At 72.8% G+C, this 20854-nt stretch carries 19 protein-coding genes and 1 pseudogene; 10 read left to right on the plus strand and 10 right to left on the minus strand.

The genetic code is table 11. From position 1 onward, the window contains the following. Positions 1 to 246 precede the first annotated feature (246 nt). Positions 247 to 2427 carry a hypothetical protein gene (locus tag R6Y94_RS19820; protein ID WP_318397361.1) on the plus strand — a complete coding sequence of 727 codons (2181 nt, stop codon included), beginning with the start codon at positions 247 to 249 and terminating at the stop codon, positions 2425 to 2427. A 24-nt stretch (positions 2428 to 2451) separates the two neighbouring features. Here R6Y94_RS19820 and R6Y94_RS19825 read toward each other — a convergent pair whose 3' ends face one another. Then, positions 2452 to 3021 carry a PaaI family thioesterase gene (locus R6Y94_RS19825; protein ID WP_318397362.1) on the minus strand — a complete coding sequence of 190 codons (570 nt, stop codon included), beginning with the start codon at positions 3019 to 3021 and terminating at the stop codon, positions 2452 to 2454. A 161-nt stretch (positions 3022 to 3182) separates the two neighbouring features. On the opposite strand from R6Y94_RS19825, the gene R6Y94_RS19830 reads away from it, so the two are divergent. Next, entirely contained in the window at positions 3183 to 3656 is a 474-nt protein-coding gene (locus R6Y94_RS19830) for a helix-turn-helix domain-containing protein (RefSeq protein WP_318397508.1), read from the plus strand. 57 nt (positions 3657 to 3713) lie between these two features. On the opposite strand, the gene R6Y94_RS19835 is transcribed toward R6Y94_RS19830, so the two are convergent. After that, entirely contained in the window at positions 3714 to 4562 is an 849-nt protein-coding gene (locus R6Y94_RS19835; protein ID WP_318397363.1) for a GDSL-type esterase/lipase family protein, read from the minus strand. Between the two features lie 215 nt (positions 4563 to 4777). On the opposite strand from R6Y94_RS19835, the gene R6Y94_RS19840 reads away from it, so the two are divergent. Then, a complete protein-coding gene (locus R6Y94_RS19840; protein ID WP_318397364.1) occupies positions 4778 to 5821 on the plus strand; it encodes a S1 family peptidase in 1044 nt (347 codons plus the stop codon). 295 nt (positions 5822 to 6116) lie between these two features. Here the strand turns inward: R6Y94_RS19840 and R6Y94_RS19845 are convergent, their stop codons facing one another. From R6Y94_RS19845 to R6Y94_RS19875, 7 genes are all read right to left on the minus strand, one after another. Further along, a complete protein-coding gene (locus tag R6Y94_RS19845) occupies positions 6117 to 6890 on the minus strand; it encodes a DUF998 domain-containing protein (RefSeq protein WP_318397365.1) in 774 nt (257 codons plus the stop codon). A gap of 219 nt (positions 6891 to 7109) precedes the next feature. Continuing rightward, positions 7110 to 7979, minus strand: coding sequence for an urease accessory protein UreD (locus R6Y94_RS19850; RefSeq protein ID WP_318397366.1), 870 nt, complete (start codon positions 7977 to 7979; stop codon positions 7110 to 7112). Next, positions 7979 to 8635 carry an urease accessory protein UreG gene (gene ureG, locus R6Y94_RS19855; protein WP_318397509.1) on the minus strand — a complete coding sequence of 219 codons (657 nt, stop codon included), beginning with the start codon at positions 8633 to 8635 and terminating at the stop codon, positions 7979 to 7981. The genes R6Y94_RS19850 and ureG overlap by 1 nt, the downstream gene beginning before the upstream one ends. A gap of 118 nt (positions 8636 to 8753) precedes the next feature. Then, positions 8754 to 9614 (minus strand): urease accessory protein UreF, encoded by an 861-nt coding sequence (locus R6Y94_RS19860; RefSeq protein ID WP_318397367.1) that lies wholly within the window; start codon positions 9612 to 9614, stop codon positions 8754 to 8756. A 2-nt stretch (positions 9615 to 9616) separates the two neighbouring features. Next, positions 9617 to 11326 carry an urease subunit alpha gene (locus R6Y94_RS19865; RefSeq protein WP_318397368.1) on the minus strand — a complete coding sequence of 570 codons (1710 nt, stop codon included), beginning with the start codon at positions 11324 to 11326 and terminating at the stop codon, positions 9617 to 9619. Beyond that, positions 11323 to 11691, minus strand: coding sequence for an urease subunit beta (locus R6Y94_RS19870; RefSeq protein WP_412102822.1), 369 nt, complete (start codon positions 11689 to 11691; stop codon positions 11323 to 11325). Before R6Y94_RS19870 ends, R6Y94_RS19865 begins: the two co-directional genes overlap by 4 nt. Before the next feature lie 11 nt (positions 11692 to 11702). Then, positions 11703 to 12005: an urease subunit gamma gene (locus tag R6Y94_RS19875; protein WP_101371287.1), complete on the minus strand. Its 303-nt coding sequence runs from the start codon at positions 12003 to 12005 to the stop codon at positions 11703 to 11705. A gap of 259 nt (positions 12006 to 12264) precedes the next feature. Here R6Y94_RS19875 and R6Y94_RS19880 point away from each other — a divergent pair. The 4 genes and pseudogenes from R6Y94_RS19880 to R6Y94_RS19895 form a co-directional block, all read left to right on the plus strand. Beyond that, a pseudogene (locus R6Y94_RS19880) lies at positions 12265 to 13015 on the plus strand (ABC transporter ATP-binding protein); the annotation flags it as partial. Between the two features lie 665 nt (positions 13016 to 13680). Next, positions 13681 to 14433, plus strand: coding sequence for a hypothetical protein (locus R6Y94_RS19885; protein ID WP_318397370.1), 753 nt, complete (start codon positions 13681 to 13683; stop codon positions 14431 to 14433). Next, the gene (locus R6Y94_RS19890) at positions 14426 to 14947 is read left to right on the plus strand and encodes a hypothetical protein (protein WP_318397371.1); all 522 of its coding nucleotides are present in this window, start codon (positions 14426 to 14428) and stop codon (positions 14945 to 14947) included. The genes R6Y94_RS19885 and R6Y94_RS19890 overlap by 8 nt, the downstream gene beginning before the upstream one ends. Further along, on the plus strand, positions 14925 to 15332 hold the full coding sequence (locus R6Y94_RS19895; RefSeq protein ID WP_318397372.1) for a hypothetical protein: 408 nt from the start codon (positions 14925 to 14927) through the stop codon (positions 15330 to 15332). Before R6Y94_RS19890 ends, R6Y94_RS19895 begins: the two co-directional genes overlap by 23 nt. Positions 15333 to 15386: 54 nt before the next feature. Here R6Y94_RS19895 and R6Y94_RS19900 read toward each other — a convergent pair whose 3' ends face one another. Continuing rightward, positions 15387 to 16040, minus strand: a complete 654-nt coding sequence (locus tag R6Y94_RS19900) for an alpha-ketoglutarate-dependent dioxygenase AlkB (protein ID WP_318397373.1) — start codon at positions 16038 to 16040, stop codon at positions 15387 to 15389. A gap of 222 nt (positions 16041 to 16262) precedes the next feature. Between R6Y94_RS19900 and aspS the strand changes: the two genes are divergently transcribed. The 3 genes from aspS (at position 16263) to R6Y94_RS19915 (ending at position 20854) form a co-directional block, all read left to right on the plus strand. After that, positions 16263 to 18071: an aspartate--tRNA ligase gene (aspS, locus tag R6Y94_RS19905; protein WP_318397374.1), complete on the plus strand. Its 1809-nt coding sequence runs from the start codon at positions 16263 to 16265 to the stop codon at positions 18069 to 18071. A gap of 210 nt (positions 18072 to 18281) precedes the next feature. Beyond that, positions 18282 to 19937 carry a hypothetical protein gene (locus tag R6Y94_RS19910; RefSeq protein WP_318397375.1) on the plus strand — a complete coding sequence of 552 codons (1656 nt, stop codon included), beginning with the start codon at positions 18282 to 18284 and terminating at the stop codon, positions 19935 to 19937. Between the two features lie 260 nt (positions 19938 to 20197). Beyond that, positions 20198 to 20854 (plus strand): helix-turn-helix domain-containing protein, encoded by a 657-nt coding sequence (locus R6Y94_RS19915; RefSeq protein ID WP_318397376.1) that lies wholly within the window; start codon positions 20198 to 20200, stop codon positions 20852 to 20854.

A 20854-nucleotide genomic window follows, 5' to 3' on the forward strand; every position in this document is an offset into this window, starting at 1 on the left:
CGCGGGATCCGGCCGGCGTGCCCACCCGACTAACATGCTGTAAACGATCGTCGATGCGCTGACGTCGCCCGATCATTTCTCCGTCGTTCATTCCCATCGATTCGCCCGTCGATTCCGCTGACCTGAGCTGGCGCCGGCCGAGCCTCCACGAGGGATCCTCACAATCGTGTACCTGCCTCCTCTGTCCATCGTTTCGCTGGCTGTCGCCGCGGCCGAGGGGCGGCATCCCGGGACGGCGAGCCGCCGATGACCGACGGGGCGGGCCGGCGTACGCCGGAGCGGTCCGCCCGCCGTAGCGCCGACGAACCGGCCTGGACCGGCCTGCCGCTCTGGATCTGGGGCCCGCCCGGCCGGCGACCGCGACCGCTGCCGGCGCGACCCGGGCCGTACCAGCCGGTGCCGGCCTGGGTCACCGCGCTGGTCGGCTTCACCGACGACCGGACCGGACGCCCCCGGGCACTGGTCACCAGCTACGCCGGGGCCCGGGTGGTGCTCGACCTGCCCGACGGTGGATTGGTCGGCGCGGTGGACGAGCGGGCCCACGCGCGGGCGTCCGCGACCGCCCGGATCAACGGCGAGCAGTTGGTCGTCTCCGGCGCCGGGGCCGGCTACCTCCAGGTGAGCGACCTCGACACCGGCCGGTCCCGCTGGCGGCAGTGGTGCGGCGACGTGCGCTCCCTGGCCACCGTCACACTGGCCGGCCGCCCCTTCGCGGTGCTGACCGGCGGATCGCCGCACCTGGAGGTCTGGTCGCTCGGCGCCGACCGGGGTGCCCGGCTGCGCACTCTGCGGACCGGGAGCGAGCGGATCAGCGTGCTGGCCGCGACCGAGGCGGGCCAGGCCGCCGTGTTGGCGGTCGGCACCAGCGCCGGTCGGGTGTGGCTGTGGCGGCTGGAGTCGACTCCGGCCGGCGGCGAAGACGTCCGGGTCGAGTCGCTCGGCGAGTACGGCTTCGAGGTCTCCGGACTGGTGACCGTGCTGGGGTTCGCGGACTGGCACGGCCGGCCGATCCTGCTCGGTGCCGCCGGGCGGGTGGCCCGGGCCTGGGACCTGCGCGCCGGGCGACCTCTCGGGCCGGCGTTCGCCGGACACACCGGCCAGGTCAACTCCGTGCTGGCCGGCCGGCTCGGCGAGCGTACGGTGCTGTGGAGCGGCGACGACGCGACCGTACGGGCCTGGCTGCCGGAGAGCGGCCGGCAACTGGGCGAGGCGTTCCGCTACCCGTACGAGGCGGCGCCGACCCGGACGATCGCGGTCGAGATCGGCGGGCGGTCGACGCTGGTCACCGGGGACGGTGCGGGCCTGGTCTGGGTGTGGGACCCGGAGCGGCCGTACCCGTTCCGGCGCGACCCGCCGTCGGGCGATCGGGACGGCGTTGCGCCGGAGCCACCGGCCGTTTCCGGGCATCGCCTGGCGGTCGGCGGGCCGGCGGGGCGGCCGGTGCTGCTCGCGGCGTTGTCCGGGTACCGGGTCCGGGGATTCGAGCCCGTGACCGGGGCCGAGGTCGGGTTGCCGCTCGACCGGGTCCCGGACGGGGCAGTGCTGGTGCCGGGCGAGCACCCGGTGCTGGCCGAAATCGGGCCGGACGGGGTCGCGCTCTGGGACCCGGGCACCGGGGACCCGATCGGCGCGGTGCCGTTCGGCCGGAACCACGCGCGCCGCCCGGGGCCGGAATCGCGGGACGCGGCGGGTGCGGCCGGCGGTTACCCATCCGGGCCGCTCGCCACGGGACTACTGGACGACCGCCGGGTGCTGCTGGTGGCGGACGGCGCCGCGCTGTTCCGGGCCGACATCCCGACCGGCCGGCTGGACGGCGTGGCGACCGGGCACTCCGCCCGGATCCGGGGGGTGGCGATCGGCGAGCTGGCCGGAGTACCGGTCGGGTTGACCGCCGCCGAGGACGACACCGTACGACTCTGGGACCTGGACGCCTGGGGGTCGCCCGGGTGGACGGTGCTGGACGGTCACGGGGGTGCCGCGTACGCCGTGACGACCGGGACGGTCCACGGGCGCGGCCTGGTGTTCGGGGCCGGCCGCAACGGGCAGGTCCGCTGTGTCGACGTCACCGACCTGATCCGGTCGAAGCGGGCCGGCCGGCCCGGCGGTGCGCAGTCCGGGACCGGCGGCGAGCCCGACGCTCCGGTCGCGCCGATGGTGGACGATCTGCCGCCCGAACCCGTCGTCGTGCTGACCGCCACCCGGCCGGTACGCGCGCTTGCCGTCGTGCAGACCGACCGGACCAGCTGGTTGGTGGCGGCCGACGGCAGCGTGCTGCGCTGGCAGCCCGTCGGTGAGCCGGGGACACCGGGCCAGACGATCGAGGTGGGTGCCCCGGTGACCGATCTCGTGGCGCTGTCCGGGCTGCTGGTGGTGGCGACCGGGGACGGACTTGTCGGTTACCGCCCCCCGCCCGACCGGGCCGGATAGTTCGGCCGGCGGAGGCGGTCCGAACTAGCCGACCGGCGTGCCGCCGGGCTGGCTGCCGGAGGTGGTCGCGACCGGCCCGGCATCCTCCTCGGTGGTCTCGAAGAGCAGGCAGGACGAGGTGGCGTGCGCGACCAGCCGGCCGCTCCCGTCGGTGAGCCGCGCCTCGGCGAGGGCGGTCCGGCGACCGCGCTGGATGACCCTGCCCTCGCAGCGCAACATCCCGCTCTGCACCGTCACCGGGCGGAGGAACTTCACGTTGAGATCCATCGTCGTGTAGCCCATCCCAGCCGGCAGCGTGGTGTGCACGGCGCAGCCGGCGGCGGTGTCCAGCAGGATCGACAGCACCCCACCGTGCACCGTGCCGAGTGGGTTGTAGTGGAACTCCCGCGCGGTCATCTCGACCGAGACCCGGCCCTCGTCGGCGGTCATCCGACCCATCCCGATCAGCTCGGTGACCGGCGGCGCGGCCAGTTCGCCGGCGATCATCGCGCGGAGCAGGTCGAGTCCGGCCCGCCGTCCGAGTTGGGCTGCACTGTCCGTCGGATCGGCCCAGGAGAAGGTGCGGTGGCGTTCGTCCGCCCGCGTGTCGGTCACGTCGTCCCCTCGCTTCGCTCGTCGTCGCCATGACCTGGCAACCTGTGCTGCCTGGTGACCTCGCGGGGCACGGTGACGTCGTCTCCCCGTTTCGCCCGGTCAGAGGGCAGCTTCCCAGGGGGTTGCTGGGTCTGTCAACGAGACCTAGCCTAGGTCACATGATGGCACCGGAGGCGCTGGGCTGGTCGGTCGACAACTGCACCATCGGGCGGGCGATGGCGATCCTCGGCGAGCGCTGGACCGTCGTGGTGCTGCGCGAGGTGTTCAACGGGATCCGGCGGTTCGACGACATGCGCCAGCGCACCGGGATTCCCCGACAGGTGCTGACCGACCGGCTGGCCATGCTGGTCGACGAGGGTCTGCTGCGCCGCGAGCCGTACCGGGAGCCGGGTGCGCGATCGCGGCACGAGTACCGGCTCACCACGAAGGGGCTCGACCTGTGGCCGGTGCTGGTGGCGGTGCTGGAGTGGGGTGACCGCTATCTGGCCGACCCGGAGGGGCCACCGCTGACCACCGTGCACCGGGACTGTGCCGCGCAGGTGCGGGTCGTGCTCCGCTGCGCGGACGGTCACGAGGTGACCTCGCCCCGGGACGTGCTGCCCCGCCCCGGGCCCGGCGCACACCGCCGGAGCTGACGAGCCGTCGGGCGGGAAGCGCCGGACCGGTCTCCGACCCTTCCCGCCCGACGGCTGCTACCAGCGGAATCCGGCGCCGTAGGAGATCTCGGCCAGTACCTGCTGCCCGGAGGCGTTGGGGTGGAAGTAGTCCCAGCCGGACAACTGGCCCAGCGCGAACGGATAGTTGAACACCGCGTTGCCGTCGAACACGCAGTTCGACCCGTACGCGGCGCAGGCCTGGGCGAGCTGGCTGTTGTAGTCGACCACCCGTTGCCGTACCCGGCTGCGCCGGTCCACGTCGGCCTGTGCGGTGGAGGTCGGGTTGGCCAGCATCGACTGGCAGATGCCGAAGAGCGACCACGCCGTACGGGCGGCGAAGTTGCCCCGGCCGACCGACCAGAGCCGCTGGATGTCGGGCACGCTGATCACGAACACCCGGGCGTTCGGCAGCCCGGAGCGGAGCCGGCCCAGCGCGGCGTCGATGTTGCTCCGGAAGGTGCTCACCGGAGTCATGCCCGACTCGGAGCTGGCGCAGGCGTCGTTCGCGCCGATCAGCATCGTCACGTAGCCGACGCCCTGCGAGACGGCGGCGTCGGCCTGGCCGGCCATGTCCGCGGATTCGGCACCGGACTCGGCGTCGTTGTGGTTGCGCCCGTTGATCGCCGGGTTCACCGCGCGGATCCGCAGGTAGTGGCTGTTGACCCCGGCGTCGTCGCCGGTGCTGAACGAGCGGGACGGGCAGTCGACGTACCAGCCGCAGGCGTTGAATCCTCGGGTGATCGAGTCACCCAGGCTGGCCATCGAGGCGGGCGGTGGACCGGGATCGGCGTGCGCCGGGCTGGCGACCAACCCGACGGAGGTGACGAACACGACGGCGGCGAGGAGGGTGGACAGGAGGGTGGCGGTGCGGCGGGGAGCAGACATGGGCGGCCTCCGGATCGCGGTTGCCTGAGCCAGCGGGGGAGTGGGCGAATCATATAGAGCAGCCTGAGTCTCCACAACGGAGATGACCATAAGGCGAACGCCCTGTTGCAGGCGATATGTTAGGCATCTTGTTCATGATCTTAGATGTCTGAATACTCGTATCAGATGTGCCAACTCGGCGCAGACTCCTCCAAACCCCCCTTGGGAGGCTCTACATGCGACCCACAAGGTCTTCGATCCGCCTTGTCGCGATCGCGTCCGCGGCCGGCTCCCTCGTCGCCGGCATGCTGATCGGCGTACCCGCACAGGCTGCCCCGGTCGCCACGCCGGAGGCCGCGACGGCGCTCTCCGAGCGGCTGGGTGCCCGCTCCGCCGGGACGTACCTGGACGCCGACGGCAAGATGGTCGTCACGGTGACCGACGAGGCGGCGGCCCGCCAGGTCCGGGCTTCCGGGGCGACCGCCAAGGTCGTCGCCCGCGGCGCCGCCGAACTGGCCGAAGTCACCGCCGAGTTGGACCGGTCGGCCAGGATCCCTGGCACCGCGTGGTACGTCGACCCGGTCACCAACCAGGTCGCGGTCGACGTGGACAGCACGGTCACCGGCGCCAAGCTGGCCAAGATCAAGGCCGTCACCGCCCGCTTCGGCGGCGCCGTGCGGATCCAGTCGATCCCCGGCACGCTGAGCACCACCATCTCCGGCGGCAACGCGATCTACACCGGCGGTAGCCGGTGCTCGCTGGGCTTCAACGTCCGCAGCGGCAGCACCTACTACTTCCTCACCGCCGGCCACTGCACCAACGCCGGCGCGAACTGGTCGGCCAGCTCGGGCGGCTCGGTGATCGGCACCCGTGCCGGCAGCAGCTTCCCCGGCAACGACTACGGCATCGTCCGGTACGCCAGCGGTGTCGCCCAGCAGCCGGGTGACGTCTACCTCTACGGCGGTTACCGGGACATCACCGGTGCGGCCAACCCGACCGTCAACCAGTCGGTGCAGCGCAGCGGCAGCACCACCGGGCTGCGCAGCGGCCGGGTGACCGCGCTCAACGCCACCGTCACCTACCAGGGCAGCGGCACCGTTTCCGGCCTGATCCGGACCACCGTCTGCGCCCAGCCGGGCGACAGCGGCGGCCCGCTCTTCGCCGGCAACACCGCGCTCGGCCTGACCTCGGGCGGCAGCGGCAACTGCAGCACCGGCGGCACGACGTTCTTCCAGCCGGTGGTCGAGGCGCTCAACGCGTACGGCGTGAGCATCTACTGAGCTGATCCAGGACGACGATCGATCGGCGTGATCGGGATCCTCGGCGGTGGTCCGGCGAACGGCCGGCACCCGCCCTCCCGGTCACGCCGATCGGCGCGACCGGACCGGTCCCGCCGTCCCGGCGCGGGTGTCGTCGGCCCCGGGCGGGTTCGGTCCCGGGTCGGGTGCCGTCGGTCCCGGGCGGGTTCGGTCCCGGGTCGGGCGCCGTCGGTCCCGGGCGGGTTCGGTCCCGGGCGGGTTCGGTCCCGAATCGGGTGCCGCCGGTCGGCCGACGAGGTCAACGGCGCAATCAGGGTCAGCCGGGTGCCGTCCCCGGTCGGCGGCGGGCCCGGCGGAACAGGGTCAACACCACGACCAGCGGCCAGACTGCCTCGGTGCCGGCTATCAGCCGTTCGGCCAACCCCGCCCAGTCGCCGTCGGGCAGTTGCAGTGCCAACCACAGCCCGAAGCCGAGCATCACCAGCGAGGCCGCGCCGCCGGCCGCCGGACGCAGCACCCAGGGCCGAGCGGCTTGGCGAGCCGGTCGAGCCCTTGCGGGTGGCTCGCCGCGTATTCCGTGCCCTTGATGGCGGCCGGATCGGTCCGCCGCCTGGTCCACCGGGGAGCGGCGCGGAGCGGCCCAGCCCCGCCGGTCGTGCCGGGGCGGGCCCTGCCGATGCCCGTTCCGGTCGCGCCGGGGGACCGGCAGGGTAGCCACCGCCGGCCAGGCCGCCAGCGCGACGAAGGCGACCACAGCGGCGATCCCGTGCACCGGGGGAGTCTGGGAGTCGGTCTTCGGCACCGCCGCTACCAGGATCGTGGCCGCCCCGCCGATGCCGTAGAGCGTTCGGGCACCGCTGCGGACCGGGCGCAGACCGACCGCGGTGACCAGGTGGGCCACCCCGAGCCCGGCGAGGCAGCCGACCAGGATCTGCCGGTCGAGCATCCCGTAGGAGGAGAGCGAGCTGACGGTGTCCGCCCACGGGTCGTACCCGGGCGGTTGCCGCACGGTCGCGGTGGTCCATCCGATTACCAACAGCATCGGGAGCGCTGCCGCCGAGAAGACCGCCCACCAGGGCACCGCAGGCATGTCGTCACCCTACGTGACGGCATGCTCGGGTACGTGTCGATATGCCGCTCTGCTGCCGATCCCGCCATCCCCTGCGGCGGCCACTGGAGGCCGAGGGGATGACGACCCCGAATTGCTGGCATCGTCCCAGTTCGCGGTGCGGCCGATCGCCACTTCGTCGCCGGGGACCGGTCGGTCGGCCAGGGCATCAGCCCAGGCGGAGATGACCTCGATGGTCGGCTAGGGCAAGCCGGCTGGCCAGCCGAGTGCCCGGTCGAGCTGTGCCCGGACCGCCCGCGCGTCCGCGCCGACCGCACTGACCAGCACGGCCGGCCCACCGGCCAGCGGCAGCACCGCCGCCGCCACCGCCGGCTCCGGCCGTCCCGGCCCGGCCGCCGGCTCCGGCGCTGCCCCACCCGGCGACCCGGCCCGCTCCGGCGCGCCCGGGCCGGGTGGCACCGCCGAGTCGTAGCCGGCCGGCCCGGGGGGTGGAGATCCGGTCCAGGCCGGGTCGACCATCAGCACCGAGCCCACCGCCCGGGCGCCGCCGAGCACCGCCGGGCCGGACCAGCCGGCGGCGGCGGGTCCGACCGCGAGATCGTTGCGGAAGAGGGTACGACCGCCGTACCGCGCCGTCATCTCCAGCCGGACGTCGCCGACCGGCTCGGCGTGCCGGCCGCAGACCAGTTCCTCGCGCCAGCACAGCGCCGCCCCTTCGGCCAGCTCGACGACGCAGGTGGTCCGGTGCGCACAGCCGGCCGCCCCGATCAGCGGCTCGGGCAGCCAGCGCAGTCGTCCACCGGCCGCCACCCGGGCCCGTACGACGAGCCGGGACTCGGCGCCGCCCCGCGCCGGCAGCGCCAGCGACGCGGCCACACTCCGTACGCAGAGCCGTGCTTCCGGCCCGACCTCGATCTCGATCCGCAGCCGGTCGCCGCCGAGCGGGCCGGCCGCCCCACCGACGAGGTGAAGTTGGACCTCGCGCTCGGGACCCGCCGGGCCGACCGGTCCGGTCCGCCGGGGCAGCAGCGGCGGTTCGCCGCGCAGCACGGTCAGCCGGGTTCCCCGCAGCGGGTCGGCCTCGGCGACGATCCGGGCCAGTGCCCGCATCAGCCCCGGTGCCCCGGGTGGTCGTCCACCGACACCGCCGGTGTCGGCAGCAGCGTCCGGATCCAGTCGGCCACCGCCGTCCCGGCCGGATCCTCCACCAGGGAGAGGAAGACCGTGGGCAGCGTGCCGCGCCGGGCGGCCGCGTCCCGGGCCATCACCGACAGGTCCGCGCCGACCAGCGGAGCGAGATCGGTCTTGTTCACCACCAGCAGGTCCGCACCGGTCACCCCGGGGCCACCCTTGCGCGGTACCTTGTCCCCGCCGGCAACGTCGACCACGAAGATCTGCCGGTCCACCAGTCCCCGGCTGAAGGTGGCGGTGAGGTTGTCCCCGCCGCTCTCCACCAGGACGAGGTCCAGCGGCCCCAGCAGAGCCTCCAGTTCCTCCACCGCGTCCAGGTTGGCCGAGATGTCGTCCCGGATCGCGGTGTGCGGGCAGCAGCCGGTCTCCACCGCCCGGATCCGCTCGGCCGGCAGTACGCCGTTGCGGAGCAGGAAGTCGGCGTCCTCGGTGGTGTAGATGTCGTTGGTGACCACGGCCAGCCGCAGTTCGTCGCCGAGGGTCCGGCACAGCGCGGCAACCAGGGCGGTCTTGCCCGAGCCGACCGGGCCACCGATGCCGACCCGGACCGGTCCGGAGCCGCCCGACCGGTCCACCGGCGGATGCGGGTCGACCTCCGGGTCCGGGTGCCGGTGCGGCACCTCGCCGTCGGGGTGCCGGTGCGGTGTCCCGCCGTCGGGGTGTTGATGGAGGCCGGTCCCGTGGTCGGGTCGGTCAGGATGCAAAGAGACGCACCTCCCAGCTCGCGTGGACCTCGGCGCCGATCTCCAGCAGCGGGGTGGAGTCGGCGGGAAGCTGGTCGACCGGATCGTCCGCACCGGTCACGGCCAGCGCGGCCAGCCGGTCGCAGACGCCGGCCAACTCGGCGAGCAGGGCATGCACGGTGTACGGGTCCAGGCCGAGCAGCCGTACGGCGGCGCTGGCCGGGCCGCTGACCGTCCCGTACGCCCCGGCGACCGCCGCCTCGGCCGGGGAGAGTCCGGCGGCGGCAGCCACCACGCCGAGAGCCACCGGATGGTGCGGATTCCGGATCACCGGATCGACCGGCCACATTGCCCGGCCGGCCCGAAGTAGCGCCCGACCCTGTGCCCGGGAGGCCCGACGCAGCGCCGGAGACGGGGTCCGGGCGTCCATCCCCCGGTCGAGCGCGTCGAGCCTGGACCCGGCTGCGCCGTCCGGCCCGTCGCCGGGGGTCGCATCGCCCGCCGCGCCGGGAGCCTCGAAGGAAGACCCGGCTGCGCCGTCCGGCCCGTCGCCAGGGGTCGCATCGCCCGCCTTGCCGGGAGGCTCGCCGGGAAACCGGGCTGCGCTGTCCGCTGGTTTCCCGGCGGTGTTGTCGGCGGACCCGGCGGTGTTGTCGGCCGACCCGGCGGCGCAGGCGGCCGCCGCGAATGCCGCGGCGACCCGGCCGGTGCCGGCGAGCCGGCCGTGCAGGAAGGCGGTCAACCCGGCCAGGTCGCGGAGCCGGCCGCTGGTCACCGCCGCTTCCAGTCCACCCGAGTGGGCGTGGCCGCCGGCGGGCAGCCGGCCGTCGGCGAGCACCAGCAGGGTGGCGAGTCCGGTCACGGCGGTCACGCTCAGAAGAGGAAGTAGCGCTGGGCCATCGGCAACTCGACCGCCGGCTCCGGCTCCACGACCGCGCCGTCGATGCGTACCGTGAAGGTGTCCGGCTCGACCTCGATGCGCGGCAGGGCGTCGTTGCCCGGCAGGTCGGCCTTGCCCCGGGACCGGGTGTCGGCCACCGGTGCCAACGCCCGGCGGATCCCGATCCGGTCGCCGAGCAGCGCGTCGATGGCGGCCGGAGCCACGAAGGCGAGGCTGGTCGCGGCGGGCACCGCGCCGTACGCACCGAACATCGGCCGGGGCAGCATCGGCTGCGGTGTCGGGATCGAGGCGTTGGCGTCGCCCATCTGGCCAAGCGCGATCATGCCGCCCTTGAGCACCAGGTGCGGGCGTACCCCGAAAAAGGCCGGGTCCCAGAGCACCAGGTCGGCGAGCTTGCCCGGCTCGACCGACCCCACCTCGCCGTCGATGCCGTGCGCGACGGCGGGGCAGATCGTGTACTTGGCGACGTACCGGCGGGCCCGCAGGTTGTCGGCGGTGCCGTCGCCGGGCAGCGCGCCGCGCCGGGCCTTCATCACGTGCGCGGTCTGCCAGGTACGCAGGATCACCTCGCCGACCCGCCCCATCGCCTGGGAGTCCGAGCCGATCATCGAGATCGCGCCGAGGTCGTGCAGCACGTCCTCGGCGGCCATGGTGCTCGGCCGGATCCGGCTCTCCGCGAACGCCAGGTCCTCCGGCACGGTCGGGTTGAGATGGTGGCAGACCATCAGCATGTCGAGGTGTTCGTCGAGGGTGTTCCGGGTGTACGGCCGGGTCGGGTTGGTCGACGACGGCAGTACGTTCGGCTCGGCGGCGACCCGGATGATGTCCGGCGCGTGCCCACCGCCCGCCCCCTCGGTGTGGTACGCGTGGATCGATCGCCCGCCGATCGCCCGCAGGGTGTCCTCGACGAAGCCGGCCTCGTTCAGCGTGTCGGTGTGGATCGCGACCTGCACGCCGGAGGCGTCGGCGACCCGCAGGCAGGCGTCGATCGCGGCCGGGGTGGTGCCCCAGTCCTCGTGCAGCTTGAAGCCGCCCGCCCCGCCGCGCAACTGCTCCCAGAGCGACTCCTCGCTGACCGTGTTGCCCTTGCCGAGTAGCAGGACGTTGACCGGCCAGGGGTCCAGCGCCTCCAGCATCCGCCCGAGATACCAGGGGTTCGGGGTGACCGTGGTCGCCTTGGTCCCCTCGGCCGGGCCGGTGCCGCCACCGATGATCGTGGTGATCCCGCTGGCCAGCGCGGTTTCCAGGATCTGCGGGCAGATCAGGTGTACATGGCTGTCGATCGCACCCGCGGTGAGGATCCTGCCGTTACCAGAGATGATCTCCGTGCCCGGCCCGATCACCAGCTCGGGGTGGACCCCGTCCATGGTGTCCGGGTTGCCGGCCTTGCCGAGCGCCACGATCCGGCCGTCCCGGATGCCGACGTCGGCCTTGACCACGCCCCAGTGGTCCAGCACCAGCGCGCCGGTGATCACCGTGTCCGGGGCGCCGTCGGCGCGGGTGGCCAGGGACTGGCCCATCGACTCGCGGATCACCTTGCCGCCGCCGAAGACCGCCTCGTCGCCGTACCCGCAGTGGTCCTGTTCGACCTCGATCAGCAGGTTGGTGTCGGCGAGCCGGACCCGGTCGCCGACGGTGGGGCCGTACAGGGCCGCGTACCGGCGCCGATCAAGGGTGCTCACCGTACCTCCCCGGCGGGGTGCGAGGCGGCAGGACCAGGCTCGGGACCGAGGTCGGTCCGGTCGAGTGGGCCGGCGCACTCGCCACGCAGTCCGGGGACGATCCGGGCGCCGCCGAGCGGCACCAGGTCGACGTCCCGGCCGATGCCCGGCTCGAACCGTACCGACGTGCCGGCCGGTACGCCGAGCCGGTGCCCCCAGGCCGCCGCCCGGTCGAACTCCAGCGCCGGGTTCGCCTCGGCGAAGTGGTAGTGCGAGCCGACCTGGATCGGCCGGTCCCCGGTGTTCACCACGGCCAGGGTGCGGACGGGGCGGCCGGGGTTGATCGTCACGTCGCCCGTACCGGGCAGCAGCTCGCCGGGGATCACGCCCGCCCCCGTCACGGAATCGGCTCGTGTACGGTCACCAGCTTCGTACCGTCCGGGAAGGTCGCCTCCACCTGCACCTCCGCGATCATCTCCGGAACACCGTCGAGTACGTCGTCGCGGCCGAGCACGGTCCGCCCGGTCTCCATCAGCTCGGCGACGGTACGCCCGTCCCGGGCGCTCTCCAGCAGGAACGCCGTGATCACAGCGACCGCCTCCGGGTGGTTGAGTCGCAGCCCGCGCTCACGCCGGCGCCACGCCAGATCGGCCGCGACATGGACCATCAGCCGTTCTTGCTCGTGACGGGTGAGGAACATCTACACCTCCGCAGCGGGCGAGGACTCAGCGGATCGTGTCAGTCAGAGATTTCGATGAGGTTACGACCACCGCGGGCCGGAGGTGACTCGCCGGGATGCCGTGGGTCGGCCGGACGGAGCCACGGCGGGGGCGGACGGAGCCACGGCGAGGGCCGGACGGAGTCACGGCGGACGGGGCCTGGCGGAGGGGCGACCAGGGCCGGTATCTTGACGAAATCCTGACGCTTCTGAGTTTTCACAAACTTATGAAGTCAGCCTCATGACTACTGCTATCTCGGTCTCCGGCGTGGTCAAGTCCTTCGGCCGGAGCGGCGCGCTGGACGGGCTGGACCTCTCCGTCGATGTCGGCGAGGTGCACGGTTTCTCGGTCCGAACGGTGCCGGGAAGTCGACCACCATCCGGGTGCTCCTGGTACTGCTCCGGGCCGACGCCGGCCAGGTGAGCCTGCTCGGCGGGCACCCGTGGCGGGACGCGGTGGCGCTGCACCGGCGGCTGGCGTACGTGCCCGGTGACGTGAACCTCTGGCCGAACCTCACCGGCGGCGAGGCGATCGACCTGTTCGGGCGTTGCGCGGCGGGCTCGACCGGCGACGCCGCGACGAGTTGCTGGAGCGCTTCGAACTCGATCCGACCAAGAAGGCCCGGACGTACTCGAAGGGCAACCGGCAGAAGGTCGCCGTGGTCGCCGCGTTCGCCTCCGACGTCGAGCTCTACATTCTCGACGAGCCGACCTCCGGGCTCGACCCGCTGATGGAGGCGGTCTTTCAGGAGTGCGTACGCGAGGTGAAGCGGCAGGGCCGGACGGTACTACTCTCCAGCCACATCTTCTCCGAGGTGGAGGCGCTCTGCGACCGGGTGAGCATCATCCGGCAGGGTCGGACCGTGGAGTCCGGCACGCTGACCGAGCTGCGGCACCTGACCCGTACCTCCATCTCGGTCGAGACGGCCCGATCGATCACCGGGCTGGTCGGACTGGCCGGGGTGCACGACGCCCGGGTGGACGGCAGACACGCTCGGCTGGGCCGTCGCGATCGGCCTGTTCGGAGTGACCATCGGCCCGCTGGCCGGCACGGTGGCGGACGCGTTCGCCGGCAACGAGTGTTGCGGGAGCCGGTACCGAACTCCCGGCGCGACCGCTACCACGCCCCCGACGACATCTGGTACACGGCGGCCGTGCAGAGCGGGGTCTACCAGAAACTCGGCGACCTGATGCACCAGGGTGTACTGGCGGTCGGCGGCGACGTGTCGCCGTCCGGTACCCGGCTGGCCGACATGCGCGACTTCCTGTTCTTCGTCCAGGACGAGGTGGCCGCGCTCGTCGAGCGGTGGAACGAGACCCGGCGGCGCGAGCACGGGGAGCGGGCCGGCTGACTCCGCCGGCCGGCACCGGCATTCCCGCTCGGCTGGATCCTCCACAGTGGTCGTCGATGGGGCGCACGCTGCGCGAATGGCCCCGATCTGTCCGTGATTTGTCTGCGCAAGCAAATGTCCCGTGACCGGTACATCTGTAACATGAGTGATATCCGGGGTGACCGAGTCCGTCGATCATCGACCTGGCGACCCGGCCGGCGGTCAAGGCAGCGACCTGTAGAGACCCGCCGGGGCGGGCGGAGCGCGTTCGGGGCGTCCACCTGTCGCGGTAACCCGCACCCCATGAGGTCTGTTCGGGAGAGACCATGCCTGCACCGCTCGTACCACTGACCCGTTGGCCAGGGCCGGCCACCACCGGCGTACCGGCCGACACCGCCCTCACCCCGTCCGGTTCCCTGGAGTTGCGTCGCGATGGTCAGGTGATCAGCGACCTGAACATCACCGGCCGGGTGAGCGTCCACGCCAGGAACGTCACGCTCCGCCGGTCGAGGATCACCTCCGACGGCACCGCCTTTCCGATCCGTACCTTCGACCCGGCGGTCAACCTCCTCGTCGAGGACGTGGAGATCGACGGCAGCGGAGTCTCGCCGGTCGGCGTCTGCTTCGACGACTACACGCTGCGCCGGGTCAACCTCCATTCCGTCCAGGACGGGCTCTGGATCGGTTCCCGGGTCAAAGTCCTCGACTCGTGGATCCACGACCTGGTCGGGGGGCCCGGTTCGCACAACGACTGCATCCGGGTGATCGGCGCCGGCGACGTGCTCATCCGGCACAACCGGCTGGACGCCTGGCGACCGAGTACGGCGGAGACGATGAACTCCTGCCTCTCCCTCGGGTTCGCCGTGCACAACCTCCGCTTCGAGGGGAACTACTGCGACGGCGGCAACTACACCATCGGGATCCGTCCGGACCTGGCCGCCTCGTCGGTGGTGTTCCGGGGCAACGTGTTCGGCCGGAACTACCGTACCGGGGTCGTCACCAGCACCGTCCATGAAGGAGTGGTCTGGGAAGGGTCCAACGTCTGGTTCGACAATGGCCGGCCGGTCCGGCATGCCTGAGCGGACGGTCCCGCGTCCCGGGCAGCGCTGGCGCATCCGGCACGCCAGGGGGGTCTCCGGCCGGCACCCGTTCGAGGTGACCTCGCTGGCCACCGCCGTCGTCTGCGGCGTACTCCTGATCGTGCTGGACAGCCGTCCCCGATCGGTCTCGATCGCCATGCCCACCCTGCTGGAGCAGGTCTGGGCGGTCGGCCTCATCGTCGCCGGCATCGCGGGCCTGTGCGGGGTCGCCTGGCGGGGCCAACCCGCCACCGGTATGGGCGTGGAACTCGGTGCGCTGCTGTCGTTCGGCGCCGTCACCGGGATGTACGCCATAGCCGTCTTCGTCATCTCCGGCCAGCCGGGGCTCACCGCCGGTCTGTTCATCGCCGCGGTGGCCGTCGCCTCGTGGTGGCGGTGCGCGCAGATCACCCGGGACCTCTACCGGATGGCCCAGGCACAACAGCAGCGTGCCGCCATCGAGGTACCGACACTCGTAGAGGGAGCCCCCCATGACCGCTCCAGTGCCCGCTGAGTCGGGCCCGCCCTGGGTCCAGATCCTGCTCTCCGCCATCGGCATCCTCGGTGGCGGTGGCGGCGTCGCCTCGGCTGCCGCCGTCCTGCTGCAACGGCGCAGGTTCCGGGCGGACGCCGCCGACGTGCTGACCGACACCGCACTCACCCTGGTCCAACCGCTCAAGCTCCGGGTCGCGGAGCTGGAGGCGGAGACGATCGTGGCCCGGCAGCAGGTGGAGAAGGCGACCCGGGAGGTTTCCGAACTGCGGACCGTGGTCAGGGAGGCGACCACGATGATCCGGCGATGGCGCACGGCGATCCTCGCCCCGGACGCCACCATCGGGCAGATCCGTACCCTCGTCTCGGACACCAGGCCCTGGCACGACGACATCTACCAGGGTTGACGGCGTCGAGCTGTCCGGCGGGGTCCCCGGCGGTGGGGCCCCGCCGGACTCTCCTCAGGCCACGCCGACCGGCCGGAACTGCACGCTGACCCGGGGACCGACCGGCCGGGACGTCTTCGGCACGGCGTGCTCCCAGGTGCGTTGGCAGGAGCCGCCCATCACGATCAGGTCGCCGTGCCCGAGCGGGAAGCGCAGGCTCGCGCCGCCGCCGCGCGGGCGCAGCAGCAACGCGCGGGGCGAGCCGAAGGAGAGGATCGCGACCATGGTGTCCTCGCGGGCCGAGCGGCCGTGGGTGTCACCGTGCCAGGCGACGCTGTCCCGCCCGTCGCGGTAGAGACACATCCCGGCGGTGACGAACGGCTCGCCCAGCTCGGCGGCGTAGTGCCGGCTCAGCCGTGACCGGGCGGTGCCGAGCACCGGGTGCGGGAGCGGTTCGCCGCCGGCGTACCAGCGGAGCAGCCGGGGGACGTCGACCACCCCGTCGTACATCCGGCGGCGCTCGGCCTGCCAGTCGACGTCGTCGAGCAGGGTGCGCAGCACGGCGTCGGAGCCCCGGACCCAGCCGGGCAGATGGTCGACCCAGGCGCTGGAGGTCAGCTCGTGCCGACGGAGTGCCCCGGCCAGCGGGCCGAGCGCGGCGCCGTCCCCGGCGATCCCGTCGCCGGTGGCGAGATCCAGCATCGAGGGCTGGTAGGCACCGGACGTCATGCGGTCATGCTAGCCCTGCTCGAACGCACGTACGAACCGGACGTCGGTGTGGGTGGGACCGGTCGCCACGGGAACCCGCGGAGCGCGCTGGACGGCCGGTGGGCGTACCCGGCCGGTGTGCGGGGACCGGGGCGGGTGGGGCGCCGGGCGGTCCGGGCCGTCCTGACAGAATGTCAGGGCAGCAGCCCGGACCGCCCGGACAGACGTGAGGAGACACCTGTCGTGATCCGTACCCATGATGCCGGCACCCTGCGCGCGAGCGACGCCGGCCGCACGGTGACCCTCGCCGGCTGGGTCGCCCGCCGGCGGGACCACGGCGGAGTCATCTTCGTCGACCTGCGGGACGCCTCCGGCGTCGTGCAGGTGGTCTTCCGCGAGGGGATGGATTCGGCGCACGCGCTGCGCAACGAGTTCTGTGTCCGGGTCACCGGCGAGGTGACCCGCCGCCCCGAGGGCAACGACAACCCCGAACTGGCCACCGGCGAGATCGAGGTGACGGTCGACCGGCTGGAGATCCTCTCCGAGGCGGCCCCGCTGCCGCTGCCGGTGGACGACCAGGTGGAGGCGGGCGACGACGTACGCCTCAAATACCGCTACCTCGACCTGCGGCGCAGCGGCCCGGCCCGGGCGATGCGGCTGCGCTCGGCGGCCAACCAGCTCGCCCGGGGTGTGCTGCACTCCCGCGACTTTCTGGAGATCGAGACGCCGACTCTGACCCGGTCGACGCCGGAGGGGGCCCGCGACTTCCTGGTGCCGGTACGCCTCCAGCCCGGCACCTGGTACGCCCTGCCGCAGTCCCCGCAGCTCTTCAAGCAACTGCTGATGGTCGGCGGGATGGAGCGGTATTACCAGATCGCCCGCTGCTACCGGGACGAGGACTTCCGGGCCGACCGGCAGCCGGAGTTCACCCAGCTCGACATCGAGATGTCGTTCGTCACCGAGGACGACGTGATCGACCTCGGTGAGGAGATCGTCGCCACGCTCTGGCGGGAGCTGGCCGGGCACGAGATCAGCCGGCCGATTCCCCGGATCACCTGGCACGACGCCATGGACCGGTACGGCTCCGACAAGCCCGACCTGCGCTACGGGGTCGAGCTGACCGAGTTGACCGACTACCTGCGCGGCACCGAATTCCGGGTCTTCGCCGGGGCGATCGACGCCGGTGGCTATGTCGGCGCGGTGGTGATGCCGGGCGGCGCCGGGCAGAGCCGCAAGGAACTCGACGGCTGGCAGGACTGGGCGAAGGCACGCGGCGCCCGCGGCCTGGCGTACGTGGTGCTCGACGCCGAGTCCGGCGAGGCCCGGGGGCCGGTGGCCAAGAACCTGTCGGCCGAGCACCTGGCCGGGCTGGCCGACGCGGTCGGGGCGAAGCCGGGCGACGCGGTCTTCTTCGCCGCGAGCGCGCAGCGGCGCGAGGCGCAGGAGCTGCTCGGCGCGGCCCGGATCGAGATCGCCAGGCGGGCCGGCCTGGTCGACGAGAGCGCCTGGGCGTTCTGCTGGGTGGTCGACGCGCCGATGTTCGAGCGGACCGACGAGGGTGGCTGGACCGCCGTGCACCACCCGTTCACCTCGCCGAACGCCGACTGGGTGGACCGGTTCGAGGAGGCGCCGGACCGGGCACTGGCGTACGCGTACGACATCGTCTGCAACGGTAACGAGATTGGCGGCGGTTCGATCCGTATCCACCGGGCCGACGTACAGCGTCGGGTCTTCGACCTGCTCGGGATCAGCCCGGAGGACGCGGCCGACAAGTTCGGCTTCCTGCTGGAGGCGTTCAAGTACGGGCCGCCGCCGCACGGCGGCATCGCGTTCGGCTGGGACCGGGTCTGCATGCTGCTGGCCGGGGCCGACTCGATCCGCGAGGTGATCGCCTTCCCGAAGACCCGGGGCGGGTTCGATCCGCTGACCAGCGCACCGACCCCGATCACCGCGCAGCAGCGCGCCGAGGCGGGCATCGACGCCAAGCCGAAGCCGGCGGCACCGTCGCACGGCGGTACCGCCGGAGTCGCCGCCCCGGTCGAGCCGTCCTGAGAGCAGCGGCCGGCGGAGGCGTGGCCACCGACGTCGAGCTGATGCGGCGGGCCCGGGGCATCCGAGGTCCTTCCGAGATATCCGAGGCGATGCCTCCCGGGACGTTGCGCCGGGTCCCGGGAGGCATCGGCTGCACGGTTGCGGGGCGGTGATCCGGGAGCGTCGGGGGTGGGCGGCAATCGACTTGCTTCGGATGCTCATACTCGGTCCATGGCGCCCAACCCTGATCTGATCATCGACTTAGACCCGAGCGAGGCGGGATCCGAGGTCGTCAAGACCGTCATCCTGCCCTGGTCGGGTCAGAGCATCCCATTGCGAATTCCGGCCGGGCTCGGTGACGGCACCGTGCTGCGGCTGCCCGGCATCGGACCGGCGAGTGTGCCCGGCGGCCCGCCCCGGGACGCGTACGTCCAGATCCGGATCGTGCCGGGCGGAGGCGGTGCGGTCCCCGCGAGCTTCGGAGCCGCCCCCTTCGGCACGCCCGGTCCGGTCCCACCGGTGACGTCGGCCCCGCCGACCGCCCCGTTCGGTGCCGGCCCTCCGGTCTCGGCGCCGCCGACCGCTGCCTACGGCACCCCGCCGGTCTCGGGTCCGCCGACCGCGCCGTTCGGTGCGCCGCCGCCGGTCTCGGCCCCGCCGACCGCCCCGTTCGGTGCCGGCCCTCCGGTCTCGGCGCCGCCGACCGCTGCCTACGGCACCCCGCCGGTCTCGGGTCCGCCGACCACGCCGTTCGGTGCGCCGCCGCCGGTCTCGGGTCCGCCGACCACCCCGTTCGGTGCCGGGCCCCCCGGGCCGCCGCAGTTCGGTGGGCCGCCGCAGTTCGGTGGGCCGCCACAGTTCGGTGGGCCGCCACAGTTTGGTGCGTTCCCGCCGCCACCGCCCGCCAAGTCCGGGCGCGGCAAGATAATCGCCATCGTCGGCGCTGCCGTTGCCGTGGTCCTGCTGGTCGCGTTGGCGGTGCCGCTGCTGATCTGGGCCGGCAACCGGGACTCCGGGGGCTCGCCCTCGACCAGGACCGCCGGCCAGGGCGGGGAGCCCTCGCCGAGCGCCGCGCCGATCAGCGCCCAGGAATACCAGGCGCTGCTGGCCGAGGTCGACAAGGCGGTGGCGCCGGGCTTCACCCAGCTCGGTGCGGCCAGGAACCCCAAGGCGGTGGGTACCGCCGCCGGCACCATCGGGCGGGCACTCGACCAGCAGATCTCCGCGCTGTCCAACGTGGTGCCGCCGCAGAACGCCTCGGCGGCGCACGCCGACCTGCTGCGCGGGCTGGAGGGCATGGTCGACTCGATCACCGAGGCCGGCTCCGCCGCCGGGGCCGGTGAGGTCTGCCTCGGTGCGTCGGCGCTGGCCCGGCTCAGCCGGGACCCGGCCGCCGAGGACGTACGCACCGCGCAGCAGGCGCTGGCGGCGGCGGACCCGGCGCAGCCGTACCAGGTCGGCACGTTCGTACCGAAGAAGACGGCGGACAGCAACCGGCGGCTGGGCAACGGTGCGTACATCAAGCGGGTGCGCAGCGGCCAGGGGCAGCTCAAGATCGAAAATGGCGGCAGCAGTGACGCGGTCATCAACCTGGTGCTGGGCAGCGCCAAGACCCCGACGGTCAGCGTCTACGTCCGGGCCAAGGGCAAGCACACCGTCTCCTCGATCAAGGACGGCACCTACCGGATCTACATGACCGGTGGCAAGGACTGGGACGGCCGGGCCAAGGCGTTCAGCCGGAACTGCAACTTCCAGCGGTTCGAGGACACCTTCAAGTTCACCACCACCTCCAGCCAGTACACGATCTGGACGATCACGCTGACCCCGGTCGCGGGTGGCAACGCGCGGACCAGCGAGGTCGACCCGAACTCGTTCCCGGGCGGCTGACCGGCGCGCGATGATGCCCTCCCGACGGGAGGCGGGGACGGTGCCTGCTGACGGCGTACCGGCCGGGTCCACGGATCCGGCCGGTACGCCTGTCCGGCCTCCGGCTCCGCCCACCGCGCCGGCCCGTTGAACCTCCGCGGCTGTTCGCCGCCCACCTGATCCCTGCGCTGCCTGCCGGCCCCGGCCGGAGTGCCGATCTCATGCACAGATTCTATGCACAACTATTGTGCATAGAATCTGTGCACAGTTATTGTGCATCCATGGAACCTGAGCCGTCACGTCCTGCCGAGCAGTCGCCCTCGGTGGTGACGCTGGACAGCACCCAGATCCGGGTCCTGGCCCATCCGCTGCGCGCCCGGCTGCTGATCGCGCTCCGCTCGGACGGTCCGGCCACGGCGACCGGGCTGGCCCAGGCGCTCGGCACCAACACCGGCGCCACCAGCTACCACCTGCGGCAGCTCGCCGACGCGGGGTTGGTGGTGGAGGAGCCGGACCGGGGGACCGGACGGCAGCGCTGGTGGCGGGCGGTGCACCAGTTCAGCAGTTGGCGCCGGGAGGACTTCGCCGGTGACCCGGACGCGCTGGCCGCAGCCGACTGGCTGCACCGGAACGCGGTACGGCTGCACGCCGACCTGACCGAGCGCTGGATCACCGAGCAGCGCGACTACCCGGCCGAGTGGCGTGACGCGGCGAGCTTCTCCGACGTGCTGCTCCGGCTGACCCCGCCGCAGTTGCGGCAGCTCAACAAGGAACTGCTCGCGGTGGTCGACCGCTACCGGCACGCCGTGCCGACGGTCGACGGCGCGAACCTGCCCGAGCCCGGTGACGGCACCGAGCAGGTCCTGCTCTACCTGCACAGCTTTCCGGTACGAGGAGCGGTTCCCCTGGCCGGGGGCATCGCCGAGAAGGGGGAGTAG

The sequence above is a fragment of the Plantactinospora sp. KLBMP9567 genome (genome assembly GCF_033446045.1).
Taxonomy (GTDB): Bacteria; Actinomycetota; Actinomycetes; order Mycobacteriales; family Micromonosporaceae; genus Plantactinospora.